A 17,969-nucleotide genomic window follows, 5' to 3' on the forward strand; every position below is an offset into this window, starting at 1 on the left:
AAGATTTGCGCGCGGCCGGCGGCCGCGCATGTAACCGATCAATCGGCGTGGATTTGCGCGCCGCAATCCTTGGCCGAAGCACAGGAATGCACCGCCCGCGTCGTGCCGCCGTCGCCGACCCGCCATGGTGAGGCGGACAGCGGCGCTTGCTGCTTGCCGCCGAAAAGGTCAAGCGCCCGCATCGCCGTCTGCTCGCCTTCCTCGTCGCGCTTGACGATCTCGACATTCCTAAGGCCGATCGCGGCAAGCTGCGGCATCACCACATCCGAGTCGCCCGCCACCACGATCAGCGACGGATCGAGCGAAGACAGTGCCAGCGCCTGTTTCTGCACCGCGTCGAGCGTCAGCTGGGTGCGCGCCGTCATCCGGCTCTGCTGGTCCTCCAGCGTCGAACCGGAGCCGACGGCACCGATCAGCGAACCGAACAGCCCTGCCGAAGTCTCCGCCGATCCGGCCAACGCCCGGCGATAGACCGTCACCGTGCGGTCGACCTCGTCCTGCGCCACCGGTAAGGTGGTCAGGCCGGCAAAGCCTTTCAGGATCTCGGTGATCGCCGGACCGGTGTTGGCCCGCTCGACGGTGGTTGCCACGACCAGTCCGGAACCGGCTTTCATCGGGCTCAGCAGATAGCTCGACACGCCATAGGAATAGCCCTTCTCCTCGCGGATCACCGAGTTCAGCCGGCTGGAGAAATCGTCGCCGAGCAGATTGGCGACCGCGGTCGATTCCGCGCGCTCGCCCTCGTCGGTGCCTGGCGCCGGCCGCGCCACGAACAGCGCCGACTGGCTGGCGCCGGGTTCGGGCACCAGCAGCACTTTCTGGCCGCCATTGAAATGCGCCGCCGGCGATGGCTCGACCGCATAGCCGGCGGCGTTATCCGCCCACGTGCCGAACGCCTTTTCAAGGCTTGCCGCCACCGTCGCGACCGGCATCGGACCGACGCTGTAGAACGTCACTGCCTTCGGCGTGAACTCCGTGTTGAAGGCGGACCTGGCATCGTCGAGCGAGATCGAGGCCAGCGCCTTGGCCGACCAGTCGATCGCGGCCTTGTCAGGCACCTGTGGAATCAGCGCCGCCTTGGCCGCGCGGCCGGCAACGCCCGGCAGGTCCGCCTCGCGGCCATTGAGCCAGTCGACGGTCTGCGCCATCAGCACGCTCCAGTCGGCCTTGTCGAAACGCGGCTTCAGCACCGCATCGGCAAGCAGACCGACACCTTGGTCCAATTTATCCGGCGGCACTCCGAGCGTCATCGCTGTGGTCAGGTATCCGGCCTGATAGCCGACGCTGGCGCCGATATCGCTGGTCGCTTTGGCGAAGTCAGCCGAGCCGCGCTCGCCGGCGCCGCGCGCCGCCATACTTGCGGCAAGCTCGAGCAGCCCTTCCTTGCCTTCCGGCACACTGTTCCAGCCGCCGTCGGCACTGGCCGCCACATAGACCATCGGCGCTTCCGGCATGGTGTAGTGGACGAGCTTGATGCCGTTCGACAGCGTTGCCGTTTCCATGGCAGGCAACACCGCCGAAGGCGCCTCGCCGGCCTGGTGCTTCGGAATATCGATCGCTGCCCGCTCCGGCGCTGTGAATGGCTGCGGCGTGCCGGACGATCCGATCAGCGCGTCGGGGTAGCCGCCGCGCGGACCCGGTTTCAACACCAGCACGCTGGCATATTCCGGCCTCAGCAGCCGCTTCATCGTTGCTTCGACATCAGCGACGCTCGCGTTCTTGACACGCGGATCGTCGACCAGCGCGCTCTGCGCGTCGCCGAGTATGTCGGCGTTGTAGGAAACCGTGCCGGCGCGATCCTTCAGCGCTTCGCTGCCGAGCCGAGTGGCCAGCAATATCCCGTTGCGCGCGCGTTCGACATCGGCCGGATCGAGCGGCGTTTTCTGGAAATCCGCGAATGCAGCTTTCATCGCGCTTTCGAGCGCTTCGGGCGTCACGCCTGCCGCCGCACCCGCCTCGAAGGTGAAGCGGCCGCCAAGCAATCCGCCGGTCCAGCTCGCGCTGGCATAGGTGGCGACGCCCTGTTCCGAGACGAGGCGATTGCGCAGGAAGCCATACTCGCCATTGCCGAGCACTTCGGCGGCGATGCTGAGCGCACCATTGTCGGGCGATTGCACTGCCGGGCCGCTGAACCCGACCACGACGACGGGGCTCGGCACACGGTCCTCGAGCACCAGCTTGAGCCGCGCCTGCGTCGGCTCGGGCACTGCTGGCCGCGCCACATCGGCACCGCGCGGCACCCGGCCGAACGTGTTGGCAATCAGCGCCTTGGTGTCATCGACCTTGAGGTCGCCTACCAGCACCAGCACCGCATTGTTGGGCAAATAATAGGTGTTGAAGAAACCGCGCACGTCGTCCAGCGTCGCGGCATCGAGGTCGGCTACCGAGCCGATGACCATGCGGCTGTAGGGATGCGGCTTCGGGAACAGCCCTGACCAGAAGGCCTCCCAGCCGGATGCGCCGGCCTTGTCCAGCACGTTCTGGCGCATCTCGTTCTTGACCACCGAGCGCTGCAGGTCGAGCTTGGCCTGCGTTACCGAGCGGCCGAGATTGGCCATGCGGTCGGCTTCCAGCGACAGGATCATCGGCAGCGACGACGACAGCCCGTCGACATAGAACACGGTGCCGTCCTCGGTGGTCCAGGCATTGATTTCGTTGCCGAGCGCGGCATGCGCGCCGAACACGTTCGGCCAGGCCGGCGTGCCGGAAAACATCAGGTGCTCGAACAGATGCGCGAAACCCGAGCGGCCGGCGGGTTCATTCATCGAACCGACGCGGTAGCGCAGGTTCATCACCACCTTCGGCGCCCGATGGTCAGGCACCAGCACCACCTGCAGCCCGTTGTCGAGCGCATAGGTGACAACAGGCTCGGCCTGTGCGGGGGCTACCGCCCACGCACCGATCAAGATCGCAAGCATCACCGTGAACGCCAGGAAAACCCGCTTCATGATCACCCCCCATGCCGATGGCCGCGAACAAGCGCTGCCCATCTCGCCCAGTCCGACCGAAGGGACGCCCATCCCTGCCGGTCAGCGGAAACCTATCGGAATCGATCGGCCCTCGATATGCCAACTTAACAACAACGTCTGGCTTTTTCGTGTCGGCGTTTCCATGACCAAAGGGCGGCGAAAGGGCTTGGGAGCCCGCCTCTGAGTCGCATGCGAGTCCACCGGATTCGATTTTGTCAAATCGCGTTTGATGTCAGATTCAACTGCGGGTAGATTAGACCCGAATCAGCCGGTCCTAGGGGGGCGCGGCAACCACCCAAAGTCTCTTGTTCCGGAGTTTTCCGGCACCAGACGCGGACGGCTTCGCGTTCCCTGAATGGATTCGGGTCTGGTTGGCGCAGCCCTGCGCCAAGCGTGTGTCTTCGTCAAAGTAATGCGTATTCAGGTTCGGCGGCTGGCACCCAGCATCCGGACAGCAGAAACGATTCCGGCCAAAAGCAACAAGAATGAGCAGTCCCGCCGCGCTTCTTCAATCCGATACATTGGGCTCGCGCCTGACGTCGCGCGGTGATCTCACAAGCTTTTTCATGCAGCTGACCGCCGAGATCGGCGCCGACAGCTACATGCTGGTTGCCATTGTCCACGACCAGGACCGCAACGATGCGCGCATCGTTTCGTCCAACTGGATTTTCGACGCCATCGAGCTGATCGGCAAGCGGCTGATCGCCGGGCTTGCACAAGGCGCGCTCACCGTTGCGCCCGGCATCCGCCCGAGACCGCTGGTGGCATCGCAGGCGCCCGAGACGGATGGGTTGATCACCGGCGAGGAGGCCCGCCTTCTCGATGTGCTCGGTCATGCCGAGGTCTATTCGCTCAAGCTGAATGTCGGCCGCCAGCGCTTGTTCGCTTTGTTCTCGGCAGCGACCGCCGGCAGCATCGACCAGCCGGCACTGATGAGGGCGCAGCTGAAATGCTGCTATGCGCTCTCGCACATCCCGCAGCTGATTGCCGCCGCCGCCATGCAGGATCCGCTGTCGGACCGCGAGCGCGAATGCCTGTTCTGGGTCTCCGAAGGCAAGACCACCGACGAGGTCGCCGTCATCCTTGGCGTCTCCTCCAACACCGTCAACAGCTACATCACCCACGCCATCCAGAAATTCGCGGCCAGCAACCGCGCGATGGCCATCGCCACGGCGATCAGGAGCGGCATCATTTGAAACCGGCCGATATCAAGGAGGCTGCCGAAGCCCTTTTCAACGAGCAGCGCAACCCGTTCGGCGCCTTCTCGCTCGGCTCCGAGACCCATCACGCCGTCACCATTCCAGACGCCGTGCGCCGCTGCCGCTGGATCGCCGTCGACATCAACGCCTCGGCCTTCGGCCTGTTCTTCGTCAGCCCGTCGGCCGAACGGGCACGGCTCGTGCCTTGCCTCGATTCCGACTATCCCGGCATTTCGGTGGCGACCAAGTTCATTTCAGGCGCCAATGGCGAGGAGATCGTGCGCCACACCCGCAACTCGACGGAACCGCGCTGGTGGACCGACGACGGCATCGCCGCCATGGCGGAGACGTTCGGCAATCTCGCCTGGACCGAGCAGATGGCACCGCTGGCGCCTGGCACGAGCGGCATCGCCTTCCCCGTCCATGCCGAGCGTGGGCAATGCGGCCTTGTCGTCTTCCTGGGGTCCGAGATCGTCCTGCCCCAGGACGCGCTCTACGAGATCCATGCCCGCTGCTTTTCACTGTTCGCCGCCGTCGCCCTCATGCGCCCAAGCGATACCGGCCGCATGCGCGCGATTTCCAAGCGCGAGCTCGAATGCCTGAAGCTGACCGCCAATGGCAACACCAGCGAGGAGATCGCACGGCTGCTGAAGCTTTCGGTACACACCGCCAACCAGTACCTGACGCAATCCACCCAGAAGCTCAACGCGGTCAACCGCAACCAGGCGGTGGCCAAGGCATTGCGGCTGGGGCTTATCGAATAGGGCAATTCGAGGATCTTGCGGCTGATGCATGTCGCTCAAAAGTGGCCCGGTTTTGGAAAACGACATGCATAGAAGCAAAGGCTTAAAGCGCCTCGCATGAGTCCGTTTGGACGAGATGCGCTTTAAGGCTCGGAAGCGGCCGATGTTCAGCGAAAGGCCAGCGGCTCGACCCTGCGGATGCGCGCCTGTTCGATCACCGCCTCGAGCAGGGCCGTGTTGTGCTCAGGGTCTTCGCCCGGCTTCTCGAACGAGACATAGTTGACCACCACGGAAGCACCGTGCTCGCTCAGCGTCAGCTGGAAATAGACGGTGACACCCGGCGGCCTCAGCTCCAGATCGAGCACGATGCGCGGGCTGCCGCTCCAGTCGACATGCGCCTCGCCGCCATGGCCGAGCCGCAGCGTACCCGGCATGAAGAACAGCTCCACCGCCGAATCGACCAGATCCGACAGGCAGGCGAAATGCTCCAGCCGGATGAAGGCGATGTAGTCGGCGACATCGATCAGCCGGAGTTCCCCCACCACCTGCTCGATGGCGCTGGCGACGATGATCTCGCGGGAGTTTGCGTGCGGTTGCCGGTTCATGAAATCTGTCTGCGCTCAGCCTTTTTCGAGTAGACGACCCGCACCAGTTCGGCGACGGCCTGATAGAATTGCGACGGGATCACATTATCGACCGAAACTTGCTTGTACATGGAGCGGGCGAGCGCCACGTCCTCGAAGATCGGGATGTTGTGTTCCCGCGCGATCTCGCGGATTTTCAGCGCCACCAGATCCTGCCCCTTGGCCAGCACGATCGGCGCCGAATCCTCGTCGCGCACATATTTCAGCGCAATCGAGAAGTGGGTCGGGTTGGCGATGATCAGCGTCGCGCGCGGCACTGCCGTCATCATCCGTTTGCGCGCCCGGTCGCGCGCCAGCGAGCGCAGCCGCGACTTGACGATCGGGTCGCCCTCGGACTGCTTGAACTCGTCCTTGACCTCCTGCTTGCTCATGCGCAGGTCCTGCTTCCAGTGGAAGCGCGACCAGACGATGTCGACCGCCGCGATCAGCCCCATGACGAAGACGATCGCCACCAGGATGTCGACGGCGATGCCACGGATGACGAGGCCGAAGGCGACCGGGTTGGTGATCATGCCGGCGAGCAGTTTGCGGTGGTCTTCCGACAGCGTGAAGCTCAGCACGACGATGGCGAAACCGACCTTGCCGAGAGCCTTCAGGAACTCGACCCAACCCTGAATGCCGAACAGCCTGTTCCAGCCCTTGGCAATCGAGATGCGCGAGAGTTGCGGCCGGATCCGCTCGCCGACGAATTGCGGCATGTTCTGGAACACCGAGGCGCCGACACCGGCAACGCTCAACAGCACCAGCAGGCTGACGATGGCTCGGCCCACCTCCAGGAGGACGATCTTGTAGAGCGCGATGACGTCGGTCTCGGTGTCCATCGGCCAGGCTTCCGGCTTCTCCAGGAACATCGACAGAAACATGCCGAGATCGATGATGGCGTCCTTGGCGTAGAAGACGGTAAACACCAGTATGGCGACGAAGGATGCCAGCAGCGCCGTTTCCCGCGAATGGGGCAGCTTGCCCTGTTCGATGGTGTCGCGGATCTTCTTTTCCGTCGCCTCTTCGGTTTTCGAATCCTTGTCGACCGCGTCAGGCATGTCGCGGTCTTAGGCGGCGTTCTGGGTCGAGGGAAGTTCGAAGGCGCCTTCGCGCGACAGCCGGATCGTCGTCGTCACGATCGACTTGCGCGCTGCCATGATGTCGGCAAGGGCAACGCCCTCCGACCCTTGTCCGAGCTCGGCTTCGATCATGCGACGCGACCGCGCGCCGATCGCCGACAGCGCCGCCTCGGCAAGCGCGGCCGAAGTGCCGCGCAAGGCCAGCGTGACCAGTTCGGTCGACAGCCCGTCGAACAGCAGCACCCGCGCTTTCTGGGTCAGCAGCGGCAAATCGTCGAAGGCGAACAGGCGAGCCCGGACGCCGTCGAGATCGGGCGTGCCGGCGGCCTCCAGGTCCTGCATGACCTCCTCGAGCAGCGGCTTGTCCAGTTCGTTGAGAACGCTGGCGACGCGCGCCTGCCCGGCCGAAGTGTCCTTGGTCGAGGTTTCCGTCAGCACGCTGCTGCGCAGCCGGTTTTCGACGATCCTGGTGGCGGCGTCCGGAACATTGGCCATCGTCACCATGCGCTTGATGATCTCGCCGCGCGTCGGCTTGGTCAGCGTCAGGAGCACGCTCGCCGCCGCTTGCGGCGCCAGCTTCGACAGCACCATGGCGGCAGTCTGCGGATGCTCGCCGGCCAGGAAGGCGCCAAGCCGCGCCGGTTCGAGCTTTTCGAGCTCGGGCCAAATCGGCAGCGGGGCTTCCGGCGCGACCTCGAATTTCTTGTCGCCCATGATCGCGCTCATCTCTTCGGGCGAGAGCGATTCATTGAGGATGGTGTCCATCCTGTCTGCCGAATCGAGCAGTCCCGCCCCTTCGGTGAACTCGGCCTCGAACTCGGCGACGATGCGCTCGAGATCGCTTTGCGGAATGGTCCGCAGCAGCCGGGCGCCCTCGATCAGCGCCTTCAATTCTTCCTGCTTGAAGAATTTCAAGAGACGGCTGGCCGACGGTTTGCCCATCGCCACCAATATGGCGGCCGCCTTCTGCGCGCGGGTCAAGGTCACCGGCGTCGTCATGCCTCTCGCCTCCGCTGCCACCGGCAAGCCCCGCAATCCATGTCTAGGCGCCCTTCGTGCCGGCGATGATTTCGGTCAGCCTGATGCCGAAGCGCGACGGATCGCTTTCCAGCACGGTGATCTCGCCGCGTGCGATCTTGCGGCCGTTGACCACGACGTCGACAGGTTCGCCGATGCGCCGGTTGAGCGCCACCGTCGAACCTTTCTGCAGCGCCATCAGGTCGGAGACCGGCATCTCGGTGCTGCCGAGGATGATCTGGACATCAACGGGGATGTTCATGATGACGCTCGAATTGGCACCGGAAGCGGCCCGGAACGCCGCATCCGGGCGCTGCTCCTCTTCATGCAGGACCCCGCGCAATTCTTCGATGGCGCGGTCGAGCTGCTCGTCGGGCTGGTCGAGGTCGGCTTCCGCCTTGGTCTGGGCCATGAATCGTCTCCAAATGCTCAGGCGCGTCCGGCGGCAGCCGGCATCAGCCCGTCGATAAAATCTTGCCCGGCATCGTAGGGATGCCTGATTCGGACGGTGTAATTCTGACCCAGTTTGCCGAACTCGCATACGAACAGGGTCTTGCCGCGCGCGCTGAGACGCGCCTGCGACTGTGCCGTTTCCTCGAATTCGATGACCTGGCCGATTTCGAAATCGGCAAGGTCGCCGAGTGTCAGTCGTGCAAGCGGCATGGTGGCCTCTAGTGCCACCGTCGATCGCATCACTTCTTCCGAAAAGCGCGCGCGCCAGCTGGCGCTGTGATCGTCCTGGCTGACACCGGCGGCGCTATCGCGGCTGGCCAGCACGATACGCTGCGGCATCGTCACCGTGACGGTGCCGCTATCGGCCGGCGTCGAGATGCCAAAGACGATGCGGACTGCAGCGCCGTCGCGCAGCACGTGCCGTTTTGCTTCGGTGCCCGACATCGCCCGCGACACGGGCAGGCGCAGATCGAGCGAGCGCCGTCCGGATCCGTTCAGGGCCTGTGCGACCTGCTGGAACACCATGGTCGAGACATCGACCTCGATCTGCGACAGATCGCGCTCGATAGGCGATGCCGGCATCTCCGGGTCGCCGCCGAACAGTGTGCAGACCGTGATCGCGATCGCCGGCGCATCGATCACCACGGTCATGGCATCGGACGACGTGGCTGATGCGACGATGGTCATGGCAAACGTATCGCCGGCATGCGAGCGCGCCTCCGCGACGCGGCTGATCTCGACGGCCCTGAGATCGACGGTTACCGGAACGCCAAGCTCACTGGTCAGGCTCTTCTGCAGCAGCGGCGCGGCGCGCTCGGCCATGCCCCGGCCGGTGCCGATGACCTGGGCGGCCTCGCCGCTGTCGCCGACCAGGCGCTCGATGATCAGCGAACGCGCTTCCGAGGGGCTTCCCGGGCTTGTCATGACAATGCTGGGACCGATCTCTGGCGCATCGTTCAGGCAGCCTTCTTCTCGGCGGTGCCGGTGTTCATCGTGCTCTGCTCGACGGCGTCGATCGTTGGCCGCTCATAGGACGAGATGGTCTTGCGGCCAAACTCGATCGCCACCTGCGGCAGTGCGCCGTTCATGTAGGCCAGCAGCGTCTGCTTGACGATGATGTAGAGGCGGTTGTTCTTCTCGCGCACGGTCTTGATCTTGGTGGCGACCGGCCCGACCACCGCATAGGACAGGAAGATGCCGAGGAAGGTGCCGACCAGGGCCGCGCCAATCAGGCCGCCGAGGATTTCCGGCGACTGGTCGAGCGCGCCCATCGCCTTGACCACGCCAAGCACGGCGGCGACGATGCCGAGCGCGGGCAGGCCGTCGCCGACCGCCACCATCGCGTGATAAGCCTTCATCTTGTCGGACTTGATGGTCTGGATTTCCTCGTCCATCAGCGCCTCGATCTCGTGCGAGCGGGCATTGCCGATGATGATGATGCGGCAGTAATCGCAGATGAAATTCATCAAATCGTGGTTCTTGAGCACGGTCGGAAAGGCCTGGAAGATCGCCGATTCCTCCGGATTGTCGATATGCGCCTCGACCTCGCTGCGCGATTTTGAGCGCAGCTCGCGCATCAGGCTGTGCAGCACGCCGAGCGTTTCGAGGTAGTTCTGCTCCTTCGGCACCGCCTGCTTGAACGCCTCGAGGATGGCCTTGCCGGTATCCTTGACCGTCTTCATCGGATTGGCGACCAGAAACGTGCCGAACGCAGCGCCGCAGATGACCACGGCTTCCCACGGCTGGACCAGCACATGAAGATGGCCGCCCATGGCCATGAAGCCGCCAAGCACGCAGCCGAGCGTTACCACCAGTCCAATCAGAATGCCCACAACAGGTCCTTCCGCATTTCACGTCGGAAGCAAGGGATAGCCCCCGTGCCTTGTGTGAGGCTTGAATCCAAGCCGCTGGATCCGATTCAGTTTCGCGCAAGGAAGTGGAGGTATTGTGCCGGCATAGCTTCGGCCGGAGGCACGTCTTTGCTTAATACCTTTACCAGCTACCAGCTCATCACCAAGGACATCTCGAAGTCGCTCGACAGGATCGAGCAACAGCCCGTGGTCGACCGCGATACCAAATATTATCTCGCCAACATCACCAAGGTGAAATCGATCGACGATTTCGTCAACAATGACCGGTTGTTCAAATATGCCATGAAGGCCTACGGCCTCGAGGACATGGACTACGCCAAGGCCTTCATGGTCAAGGCGTTGAAGGAAGGCGTCTCCGATCCCAACAGCTTTGCCAACAAGTTGACCGACAAGCGCTACGCCGAGTTCGTCAGCGCCTTCAACTTCGCCGCCAACGGCGCCGATGCGACCATCTACAACAAGACGCAGCAGATGGTGACCAAGAACTACGCCACGCAGGCGGCAATCGCAGGCCTCGATCCGAACTCCGACTATGTGAAGGGCGAGACGACATATTATCTCGCCAACATCACCAAGGTGAAGTCGATCGACGACCTGATGTCGAACAACCGGCTCTACACCTACGCGCTCGCGTCATTCGGCCTCGACGCGGCGACGCAGGACAAGGATCTCATCAAGCGGGTTCTGCAGGGCGGCGTCCGCGACCCCGACAGCGTCGCCAACAAGATGACGGACAAGACCTACGTAGCACTCGCCTCGGCCTTCAATTTCGAAGCCAATGGCGAGAACGCCACCACCATCGTTTCGGCGCAGCAGCCGACCGTCGACAAGTACATGCGCCAAACGCTCGAAGAGGATGCCGGCAACACCAACCAGGGTGTGCGGCTGGCGCTTTATTTCGATCGCAAGGCGCCCACCATCACCAGTTGGTACGACGTGCTGGCCGACACCGCCCTTGCCAGCGTAGTGCGCACCGCGCTCGGGCTGCCCGATTCCTTCGCCACCGCCAACATCGACAAGCAGGCGCAGCTGTTCGAGCAGAAACTCGACATCTCGGATTTCTCCGACCCCGAGAAACTCGGCAAGTTCCTGACCCGCTTCACCAGCATGTACGAGATAAACAACCCGACCTCATCGGCGGTCAGTTCGGTCAGCGTGCTGTTTTCCCAGCCGATCACGGTCGGCATCTCCACCGACCTGATGATGGCCATGCAGAAATTGAGGTTCTGAGACCATCATGAGGGACAGCCTGTACGTCGCCCTTTCCTCGCAGATCGCGCTCGAGCGCCGCCTCGACACGATCGCCGACAACGTCGCCAACGCCTCGACGATCGGCTTTCGCGCCACCGGCGTGAAATTCGAGGATGTCGTCTCCGGCACCGGGCCGAAGTCGGTATCCTTCGCGTCTTCGGGCAAGACCTATCTTTCCGGCGCGCACGGCGCCTTGACCGAGACCGGAAATCCGTTCGATTTCGCCGTCCAGGGCGATGCCTGGTTCGCCATCGATACGCCGGTCGGCACGGTCATGACCCGCGACGGGCGCTTTTCGATGAACGAAAATGGCGAGCTGATGTCGATCGAGGGCCACCCGGTGCTCGACGCAGGCGGTGCGCCGATCCAGCTCGACCCCCGCAACGGTCCGCCCAAGGCCGGGGCCGACGGTTCGCTGCGCCAGAACGATCAGCTAGTCGGCTCCATCGGCCTCTACAATTTCGATCCCGGCGAGAATTTCGTCCGCTACGGCAATTCCGGCATCATTCCGGCGCGCACGCCGGAGCCGGTCACCGATCGCTCCGATACCGGCATCGCCCAGGGTTTTCTCGAAGAATCCAACGTCAATCCGGTGCTGGAGATCACCCGGCTTATCCAGGTGCAGCGCGCTTTCGAAAACACCGCGGCCCTGATGCGGCAGACCGACTCCTCCACCGACGAGGCGATCAAGACGCTCGGCTCGAAATAGTCCATGTCGCTCGACCAGCCATCCCTGCGCGCACCCGAAAGACAGCTACAGCCGGCTCCGGAAGACCGGCTTGCCGCGCTGGAACGGGTATGGCGACGATTCGCCGGCACCGAAGCGCTGCTCAAGCGCGGCGGCCGCGTCGTCGAAGTCACGTCCACGCACTACAAGGTGCGCGGCCTTTCCGACTTCGCCAGGCTGGGCGACATCGTCGAACAGCGCGGCCATGCCGGCGCGCGCCGTGGCGAGATCGTCAAGATCACCCGTGACGAGGTCGTCGTGGCACCCTTCGAGCGCAGCGCCGATGCCGGCATCGGGGATGCCGTGTTCCGCCGCGGTCCGCTCGCGGTGGCGCCGCACGCCTCATGGCGCGGCCGCACCATCGACGCGCTCACCAGGGCGATCGATGCCGGCCCCTCCCTCGTCAGGGGTGACGACACGCCGAGCGGCACACGGACCACGCCCGGCGCCATGGCGCGGCAGCGTGTCGGCACCGCCTTCATAACCGGCGTCAAGGTCATCGACATCTTCACGCCGCTTTGTTTCGGCCAGCGCCTCGGTGTCTTTGCCGGCTCCGGCGTCGGCAAATCGACGCTGCTCGCCATGCTTGCCGGCGCCGACGCCTTCGACACCGTGGTCGTGGCGCTGATCGGCGAACGCGGCCGTGAAGTCCGTGAATTCCTCGAGGACACGATCGGCGACAGCATGGCCAAGACCGTCGCCGTCGTCGCCACCAGCGACGAGAGCGCCATGATGCGCCGGCGTGCACCGGACACCGCCATGCGCGTCGCCGAGCATTTTCGCGACCAGGGCCACCGCGTGCTTCTGGTGCTGGATTCAATCACCCGCTTCGCCCATGCCTTGCGCGAGGTGGCGACGGGAACCGGCGAGCCGCCGGTCGCCCGCGGCTATCCCGCTTCGGTGTTCACCGAACTGCCCAAGCTGCTCGAGCGCGCCGGACCGGGCGCCGAAGGCCCCGGGGTTGAAGGCAGGGGATCGATCACCGCCATCATTTCCGTGCTGGTCGACGGCGACGACCACAACGACCCGGTCGCCGACTCCGTGCGCGGCATCCTTGACGGCCATGTCGTGCTCGACCGTGCGATCGCCGAACAGGGCCGCTATCCGCCGGTCAATCCGCTGTCGTCCATATCGCGTCTTGCCGGCAAGGCCTGGAGCGCCGAGCAGCGCGCGCTGGTGACGAGGCTGAAGTCGATGATCGCCCGCTTCGAGGACACGCGCGACATCCGTTTGCTGGGCGCCTATCAGGGCGGCGTCGACGCCGAGCTCGATATTGCCGTGCGCCAGGTGCCGCTGATCTACGAGGCGCTGACCCAATCGCCCAAGGATCGTCCGTCCGCCGAACCGTTCTCCGATCTCGCCCGTCACCTCAAGGGTAAGCTGAATGCCGATGCAGGAGACTGAACGCCAGTACACCGAGCGTATCCTGCGCGAGATGATCGCGGAGGCCAACGCTGCGGAACAAGCCAGGGCTGACGAAGCCAGATTTGCCAAGGCAAAGGCTGCCCGCGCCATAGCTGCGAAAGCCGAGGCTGTTCTAGCCCGGGCCGCCAAGCCAATCCTGCCCAGGGCTGCCAAGCCAATCCTGCCGAGGGCTGCCAAAGCCGAGCCTGTTCGGTCCAAGGCTGCTGAGCTCGCCCTGCCCAGGGATCCCCAGGCGGAGGCTGGCGAGATGACCCAAGCCAGCCGCGAGTCGCTGATCGACGGCCTGTTCCCCCGCACCGAATGGCCACAGCCGCCAAAGGCACAGTTTCCCAGGCTAAAAAAACAGTCCGACCGCCGCAGCGATTTCGTCGTTGCCGCGCTCGGCCTCACACTAGGGCTGATCTGCGCCCTGTTTCCCTGGTACATCTTCTTCAACCAGGAACAGTTTGGCGTCCAGGCGATCAAGTTCGGCGGCACCGGCACCAATTCGGGACGGGCGGGCGGCGGCGTGGTCGCCGAACGCAGCGCGCCGCTGACGGTAAAGGACGTTCCGGCGGCCAATCTCGATCTGTTTGCCACGGGAACGGTGCAGGATGACGCCAATCCCGCGCCCGCGCCCGACGAGCAACCCTTCCCGGCCGACGCCGCGAAATTCCGCATGGTTCATGTCGCCAACGGCCGCGCCATGATCGAGGACGATGCCGGACTATGGATCGTCCAGCGGGGCTCGATATTGCCCGACTCCAGCCAAGTGTCTTCCATCGAGCAGCGCAACGGCAAATGGGTTATAGTCACCAGCACCGACCAGGTGATCGAACTCTCCAGGTAACGCCCCCGTCTCGGGCGTCCGGCCATCCGCAAGGTCCGCGCAAGACTGGCGGCCTAGTCTTCGGGAACCCGCCCGGAGATTCCCATGGAGCCCGTTTCCCTTTTCGATCTCGCCGCCAAGCAAGCGCAATGGCTTGCCGTGCGCCAGTCCGCTATTGCCGGCAACATCGCCAACGCCAACACGCCGGGCTACACGGCAAACGATGTCGAGCCGTTCGAAAAAGTGCTCGACCGCACCGCGGTGTCGCTGCAGGCCACGCAGGCCGGCCATCTCGGCAACGCCGCGACCAATGCCGGCTTCACCGTCAAGCCGCAGGAAGATGACGGCGTTGTCATGCCGTCCAAGAACTCGGTCGTGCTGGAAGATCAGCTGATGAAGGCCGGCGAAGTGCGCCGCTCCTTCGAGCTCAACACGGCGATCGTCAAGGCGTTCCATTCGATGATGATGATGGCGGTGAAGAGCTGACCATGGACGCGCTGATCTCAGCTCTCAAAGTCGCAGCATCCGGCCTCGGCGCCCAATCGGAGCGCTTGCGTGTGGTTTCGGAAAACCTGGCCAACGCCCAGTCCACCGGCACAACGCCAGGGTCCGATCCCTATCGCCGCAAGACCATCAGCTTCGTCTCCGAGCTCGACCGGACCTCCGGCAGCTCGACGGTCGAAGTGAACTCGATCGATCGCGATCCAAGCGACTTTCCCGTCGAGTTCCAACCCGGCAACGAGGCCGCCGACGACAAGGGCTATGTCAAGATGCCCAACGTCAACGTGCTGATCGAAATGGCCGACATGACCGAGGCCAACCGTTCCTACGAAGCCAATCTCCAGGTCGTCAAGCAGGCGCGCGACCTGATTTCCATGACCATAGACCTGATGAGGAACCAGTAATGATCAGCGGCATCGGAGCCCTTCAGTTCAAATCCTCGGTCGGCGGCGACGACACGGTGACAAGCCTGCTCCAGGGCGGCGCGACACCCTCGGCCGGCGGCAATATCGGCACCTCCTTCGCCGAGGCGCTGAGCCAGGCGGCCTCCAAGACCGTCAGCACGATGGAGAATGCCGAGCAGGTATCGGTGCAGGCGCTCAAGGGCGACGCCGACACCCGTCAGGTGGTCGACGCCGTGATGAGCGCGCAGCAGGCGCTTCAGACCGCCGTCGCCATCCGCGACAAGGTGGTTTCCGCCTATCTCGAAGTCAGTCGAATGGGCATCTGAGGAACTCCGCCATGAAAGCACTCGCCATCGCCGCCACTGGCATGAATGCCCAGCAGACAAACCTGGAAGTCATCGCCAACAACATCGCCAACATCAACACCACCGGCTACAAGCGCGCACGCGCCGAATTCTCCGACCTGCTGTACCAGGTCGACCGCACGCAGGGCGTGCCCAACCGCTCCAATACCTCGCTGGTGCCGGAGGGCGTCTCGATCGGCCTCGGCGTCAAGACGACGGCCGTGCGCAACGTCCACACCCAGGGCGAACTGACCAGCACCGGCAACAGTTTCGACCTGGCGCTGACCGGCAGGGGCTGGTTCCAGATCGAAGGCGCCGACGGCGGCACGCTCTACAGCCGCGCCGGCGCCCTCAACACCAACGCCACCGGACAGCTGGTGACGGTGGACGGTGCCAGTGTCATTCCGGCAATCACCGTTCCCACCGACGCCGTTGAGGTTATCGTCAACAAGACCGGACAGGTCTTCGCCCGCATCGATGGCCAGGCTGACCTGCAGAACCTCGGCCAGATCCAGATCGCCAATTTCGCCAACGAGGCGGGTCTCGCCCCGCTCGGCGACAATCTGTTCCAGGAAACCACGGCTTCCGGGCCGGCGAATGTCGGCGTGCCGGGCGATCCCGGCTTTGCCACCATCCAGCAGGGCTATCTCGAGGCCTCCAACGTCGACCCGGTCAAGGAAATCACCGAGCTGATCTCGGCGCAGCGCGCCTATGAAATGAACTCCAAGGTCATCCAGGCCGCCGACGACATGGCCTCGGTCGTTTCCAAGAACATCAGGTAGGGATGATGGCCATGCCGATCTCCTGCTCCGCATTCCGCCGCACCGCGCTTGTCCTTGCGCTGGTGGCCGGCTGCATGCCGGCTTTCGCCCAGGAATCGGCAGATAAATCGGCCACTCAGATCGCCAGCAACCAACCTGCCGGCGAGGTTGTGTTGATCCCCAACCGGGTTATCTATCCCGGCGAGACCATCGAGCTTGGCGCGCTCAAGCGCGTGACCCTGATCGGCGGCAAGCACAAGCCGGACGCGGTCGCCACCCGGGCCGAGGAACTCGACGGCAAGGTCGCCAAGCGCACGCTTCTTCCGGGCCGCTACATCCCCTCCGCCGCCGTCCGTGAGGCCTGGCTGGTCGAACAGGGTGCGTCCGTGCAGGTCTTCTTCATCGCCGGCGGATTGACGATCTCGGCCACCGCGGTGACGTTGCAGCCGGGTTCCGCCGGCGACCTTGTCAAGGTCCGCAACGTCGACAGCGGCAAGATCCTGTCCGGCACGGTGATGGCGGATGGGACCATCCAGGTCAGCGCTTCATGACGCGCGGACTTGCTCTGATCCTGGCAGCCGTGCTCGGCCTGCAGCCGGCGCTGGCCGACGGCCTGACGCCCAAGGCCAAGCGCGAGCTCGCCGCCAAGAATGGCGGCGTCTACGACGATCCCGAATACAATCCGGCCACCACCAGCCGCATGTTCCGGGTTTCGTCGGGGCCGAGTTCGCTGCCGCCGGGCCAGGTCGCCTCGCGCATCAAGGACATCGCCCAGCTGCAGAGTTCGCGCGACAACCAACTGGTCGGCTACGGCCTGGTCATCGGGCTTGCCGGGTCGGGCGACAGCCTGCGCAACTCTCCGTTCACCGAACAATCGATCCGCGCCATGCTCGAAAATCTCGGCATCGCCACCGAGGGCGGCAGCGCACGCGCCAAGAATGTCGCCGCCGTCATCGTCACCGCCAACATGCCGCCCTACGTGCAGTCGGGCGCCCGCATCGACATCGACGTCTCCTCGATGGGCGACGCCACCTCGCTCGCCGGCGGCACGCTGATCATGACGCCTTTGAAGGCGGCTGACGGCGAGATCTATGCCGTCGGCCAGGGCTCGGTCATCGTTTCCGGCTTCACCGCCAAGGGACAGGCGGAGCAGCTGACGCAAGGCGTGCCGACTTCCGGCCGTGTGCCGAACGGCGCCATCGTCGAGCGCGCGGTCCAGGCCGAGTTCGACGATCAGGCGACGCTGACCCTGCAATTGCGCAACCCCGATTTCTCGACCGCCATTCGCATCGCCGACGCCATCAACGACTACACCAGCCAGCGCTTCGGCGCGCGGGTTGCGGCCGAGCGCGATTCCCGCACCGTGCAGATCAGGAGGCCGAAGGGTGTTTCGGCGGCCCGCTTCTATGCCGAGATCGAAAACCTGGTGGTCGAATCCGACACGCCGGCCCGCGTCGTCATCGACGAGCGCACCGGCACCATCGTCATCGGCAACGACGTCAAGATCTCGCGGGTCGCCATCAGCCACGGTACGCTCACCGTGCGCATCACCGAAGCGCCGCGCATCGTCCAGCCCGAGCCTTTCTCCAGGGGCGAGACGGCCGTTGAGCCGTTCACCGCCATCGACGCCAGCCGGCCCGATGCCCGCGTCGCCGTACTTGACGGACCCGATCTCGAAACGCTCGTTTCCGGCCTCAACCGTCTCGGCGTCAAGCCGGACGGAATCATTGCCATTCTGCAGGGCATCAAGTCGGCCGGCGCCCTGCAGGCCGACCTGGTTCTGCAATAGGC

At 64.4% G+C, this 17,969-nt stretch carries 19 protein-coding genes; 12 read left to right on the forward strand and 7 right to left on the reverse strand.

Annotated features, from left to right (window positions below):
* Positions 1-38: 38 nt before the first annotated feature.
* Positions 39-2,948, reverse strand: coding sequence for a M16 family metallopeptidase (locus AC07FD_RS21100; protein ID WP_478351406.1), 2,910 nt, complete (start codon positions 2,946-2,948; stop codon positions 39-41).
* Between the two features lie 506 nt (positions 2,949-3,454).
* Here AC07FD_RS21100 and AC07FD_RS21105 point away from each other — a divergent pair.
* A complete protein-coding gene (locus tag AC07FD_RS21105) occupies positions 3,455-4,165 on the forward strand; it encodes a helix-turn-helix transcriptional regulator (protein ID WP_477228060.1) in 711 nt (236 codons plus the stop codon).
* The gene (locus tag AC07FD_RS21110) at positions 4,162-4,932 is read left to right on the forward strand and encodes a helix-turn-helix transcriptional regulator (protein ID WP_478351407.1); all 771 of its coding nucleotides are present in this window, start codon (positions 4,162-4,164) and stop codon (positions 4,930-4,932) included. The genes AC07FD_RS21105 and AC07FD_RS21110 overlap by 4 nt, the downstream gene beginning before the upstream one ends.
* 146 nt (positions 4,933-5,078) lie before the next feature.
* On the opposite strand, the gene AC07FD_RS21115 is transcribed toward AC07FD_RS21110, so the two are convergent.
* The 6 genes from AC07FD_RS21115 to motA are packed head-to-tail and all read right to left on the reverse strand — an operon-like array spanning position 5,079 to position 9,918.
* Positions 5,079-5,516, reverse strand: coding sequence for a hypothetical protein (locus AC07FD_RS21115; protein WP_457151606.1), 438 nt, complete (start codon positions 5,514-5,516; stop codon positions 5,079-5,081).
* Positions 5,513-6,595 (reverse strand): flagellar biosynthesis protein FlhB, encoded by a 1,083-nt coding sequence (gene flhB / locus AC07FD_RS21120; RefSeq protein WP_478351408.1) that lies wholly within the window; start codon positions 6,593-6,595, stop codon positions 5,513-5,515. The genes AC07FD_RS21115 and flhB overlap by 4 nt, the downstream gene beginning before the upstream one ends.
* A gap of 9 nt (positions 6,596-6,604) precedes the next feature.
* The gene (locus AC07FD_RS21125) at positions 6,605-7,615 is read right to left on the reverse strand and encodes a flagellar motor switch protein FliG (protein ID WP_478351409.1); all 1,011 of its coding nucleotides are present in this window, start codon (positions 7,613-7,615) and stop codon (positions 6,605-6,607) included.
* 43 nt (positions 7,616-7,658) lie between these two features.
* Positions 7,659-8,045 carry a flagellar motor switch protein FliN gene (gene fliN / locus AC07FD_RS21130; RefSeq protein ID WP_184876493.1) on the reverse strand — a complete coding sequence of 129 codons (387 nt, stop codon included), beginning with the start codon at positions 8,043-8,045 and terminating at the stop codon, positions 7,659-7,661.
* Between the two features lie 17 nt (positions 8,046-8,062).
* Positions 8,063-9,010: a FliM/FliN family flagellar motor switch protein gene (locus AC07FD_RS21135; protein ID WP_477306662.1), complete on the reverse strand. Its 948-nt coding sequence runs from the start codon at positions 9,008-9,010 to the stop codon at positions 8,063-8,065.
* A gap of 32 nt (positions 9,011-9,042) precedes the next feature.
* Complete coding sequence (gene motA, locus AC07FD_RS21140; RefSeq protein ID WP_095084502.1) at positions 9,043-9,918, reverse strand: flagellar motor stator protein MotA; 876 nt, start codon at positions 9,916-9,918, stop codon at positions 9,043-9,045.
* A 147-nt stretch (positions 9,919-10,065) separates the two neighbouring features.
* Between motA and AC07FD_RS21145 the strand changes: the two genes are divergently transcribed.
* From AC07FD_RS21145 to AC07FD_RS21190, 10 genes are all read left to right on the forward strand, one after another.
* On the forward strand, positions 10,066-11,187 hold the full coding sequence (locus tag AC07FD_RS21145) for a DUF1217 domain-containing protein (RefSeq protein WP_478351410.1): 1,122 nt from the start codon (positions 10,066-10,068) through the stop codon (positions 11,185-11,187).
* A gap of 7 nt (positions 11,188-11,194) precedes the next feature.
* Positions 11,195-11,917, forward strand: a complete 723-nt coding sequence (flgF, locus tag AC07FD_RS21150; protein WP_477395422.1) for a flagellar basal-body rod protein FlgF — start codon at positions 11,195-11,197, stop codon at positions 11,915-11,917.
* A 3-nt stretch (positions 11,918-11,920) separates the two neighbouring features.
* Complete coding sequence (gene fliI, locus AC07FD_RS21155; protein WP_478351411.1) at positions 11,921-13,339, forward strand: flagellar protein export ATPase FliI; 1,419 nt, start codon at positions 11,921-11,923, stop codon at positions 13,337-13,339.
* Positions 13,320-14,189 carry a hypothetical protein gene (locus tag AC07FD_RS21160; RefSeq protein WP_478351412.1) on the forward strand — a complete coding sequence of 290 codons (870 nt, stop codon included), beginning with the start codon at positions 13,320-13,322 and terminating at the stop codon, positions 14,187-14,189. The genes fliI and AC07FD_RS21160 overlap by 20 nt, the downstream gene beginning before the upstream one ends.
* Before the next feature lie 84 nt (positions 14,190-14,273).
* Entirely contained in the window at positions 14,274-14,654 is a 381-nt protein-coding gene (gene flgB / locus AC07FD_RS21165) for a flagellar basal body rod protein FlgB (protein ID WP_095084506.1), read from the forward strand.
* Between the two features lie 2 nt (positions 14,655-14,656).
* Positions 14,657-15,073 carry a flagellar basal body rod protein FlgC gene (gene flgC, locus AC07FD_RS21170; protein WP_095084507.1) on the forward strand — a complete coding sequence of 139 codons (417 nt, stop codon included), beginning with the start codon at positions 14,657-14,659 and terminating at the stop codon, positions 15,071-15,073.
* Complete coding sequence (gene fliE / locus AC07FD_RS21175) at positions 15,073-15,399, forward strand: flagellar hook-basal body complex protein FliE (RefSeq protein WP_477414211.1); 327 nt, start codon at positions 15,073-15,075, stop codon at positions 15,397-15,399. The genes flgC and fliE overlap by 1 nt, the downstream gene beginning before the upstream one ends.
* Positions 15,400-15,410: 11 nt before the next feature.
* Positions 15,411-16,199 carry a flagellar basal-body rod protein FlgG gene (gene flgG, locus AC07FD_RS21180; protein ID WP_095084509.1) on the forward strand — a complete coding sequence of 263 codons (789 nt, stop codon included), beginning with the start codon at positions 15,411-15,413 and terminating at the stop codon, positions 16,197-16,199.
* A 5-nt stretch (positions 16,200-16,204) separates the two neighbouring features.
* The gene (gene flgA / locus AC07FD_RS21185; RefSeq protein ID WP_478351413.1) at positions 16,205-16,729 is read left to right on the forward strand and encodes a flagellar basal body P-ring formation chaperone FlgA; all 525 of its coding nucleotides are present in this window, start codon (positions 16,205-16,207) and stop codon (positions 16,727-16,729) included.
* On the forward strand, positions 16,726-17,967 hold the full coding sequence (locus AC07FD_RS21190; protein WP_457151594.1) for a flagellar basal body P-ring protein FlgI: 1,242 nt from the start codon (positions 16,726-16,728) through the stop codon (positions 17,965-17,967). The genes flgA and AC07FD_RS21190 overlap by 4 nt, the downstream gene beginning before the upstream one ends.
* Positions 17,968-17,969 lie beyond the last annotated feature (2 nt).

The organism is Mesorhizobium waitakense (genome assembly GCF_056431085.1).

Bases quoted from the DNA above. Each gene is read 5' to 3' on its own strand.
- AC07FD_RS21100 (WP_478351406.1), bottom strand. From the start codon at position 2,948: ATGAAGCGGGTTTTCCTGGCGTTCACGGTGATGCTTGCGATCTTGATC.
- AC07FD_RS21105 (WP_477228060.1), top strand. From the start codon at position 3,455: ATGAGCAGTCCCGCCGCGCTTCTTCAATCCGATACATTGGGCTCGCGC.
- AC07FD_RS21115 (WP_457151606.1), bottom strand. From the start codon at position 5,516: ATGAACCGGCAACCGCACGCAAACTCCCGCGAGATCATCGTCGCCAGC.
- flhB (WP_478351408.1), bottom strand. From the start codon at position 6,595: ATGCCTGACGCGGTCGACAAGGATTCGAAAACCGAAGAGGCGACGGAA.
- AC07FD_RS21125 (WP_478351409.1), bottom strand. From the start codon at position 7,615: ATGACGACGCCGGTGACCTTGACCCGCGCGCAGAAGGCGGCCGCCATA.
- fliN (WP_184876493.1), bottom strand. From the start codon at position 8,045: ATGGCCCAGACCAAGGCGGAAGCCGACCTCGACCAGCCCGACGAGCAG.
- AC07FD_RS21135 (WP_477306662.1), bottom strand. From the start codon at position 9,010: ATGACAAGCCCGGGAAGCCCCTCGGAAGCGCGTTCGCTGATCATCGAG.
- flgF (WP_477395422.1), top strand. From the start codon at position 11,195: ATGAGGGACAGCCTGTACGTCGCCCTTTCCTCGCAGATCGCGCTCGAG.
- fliI (WP_478351411.1), top strand. From the start codon at position 11,921: ATGTCGCTCGACCAGCCATCCCTGCGCGCACCCGAAAGACAGCTACAG.
- AC07FD_RS21160 (WP_478351412.1), top strand. From the start codon at position 13,320: ATGCCGATGCAGGAGACTGAACGCCAGTACACCGAGCGTATCCTGCGC.
- flgB (WP_095084506.1), top strand. From the start codon at position 14,274: ATGGAGCCCGTTTCCCTTTTCGATCTCGCCGCCAAGCAAGCGCAATGG.
- flgC (WP_095084507.1), top strand. From the start codon at position 14,657: ATGGACGCGCTGATCTCAGCTCTCAAAGTCGCAGCATCCGGCCTCGGC.
- fliE (WP_477414211.1), top strand. From the start codon at position 15,073: ATGATCAGCGGCATCGGAGCCCTTCAGTTCAAATCCTCGGTCGGCGGC.
- flgG (WP_095084509.1), top strand. From the start codon at position 15,411: ATGAAAGCACTCGCCATCGCCGCCACTGGCATGAATGCCCAGCAGACA.
- flgA (WP_478351413.1), top strand. From the start codon at position 16,205: ATGGCCATGCCGATCTCCTGCTCCGCATTCCGCCGCACCGCGCTTGTC.
- AC07FD_RS21190 (WP_457151594.1), top strand. From the start codon at position 16,726: ATGACGCGCGGACTTGCTCTGATCCTGGCAGCCGTGCTCGGCCTGCAG.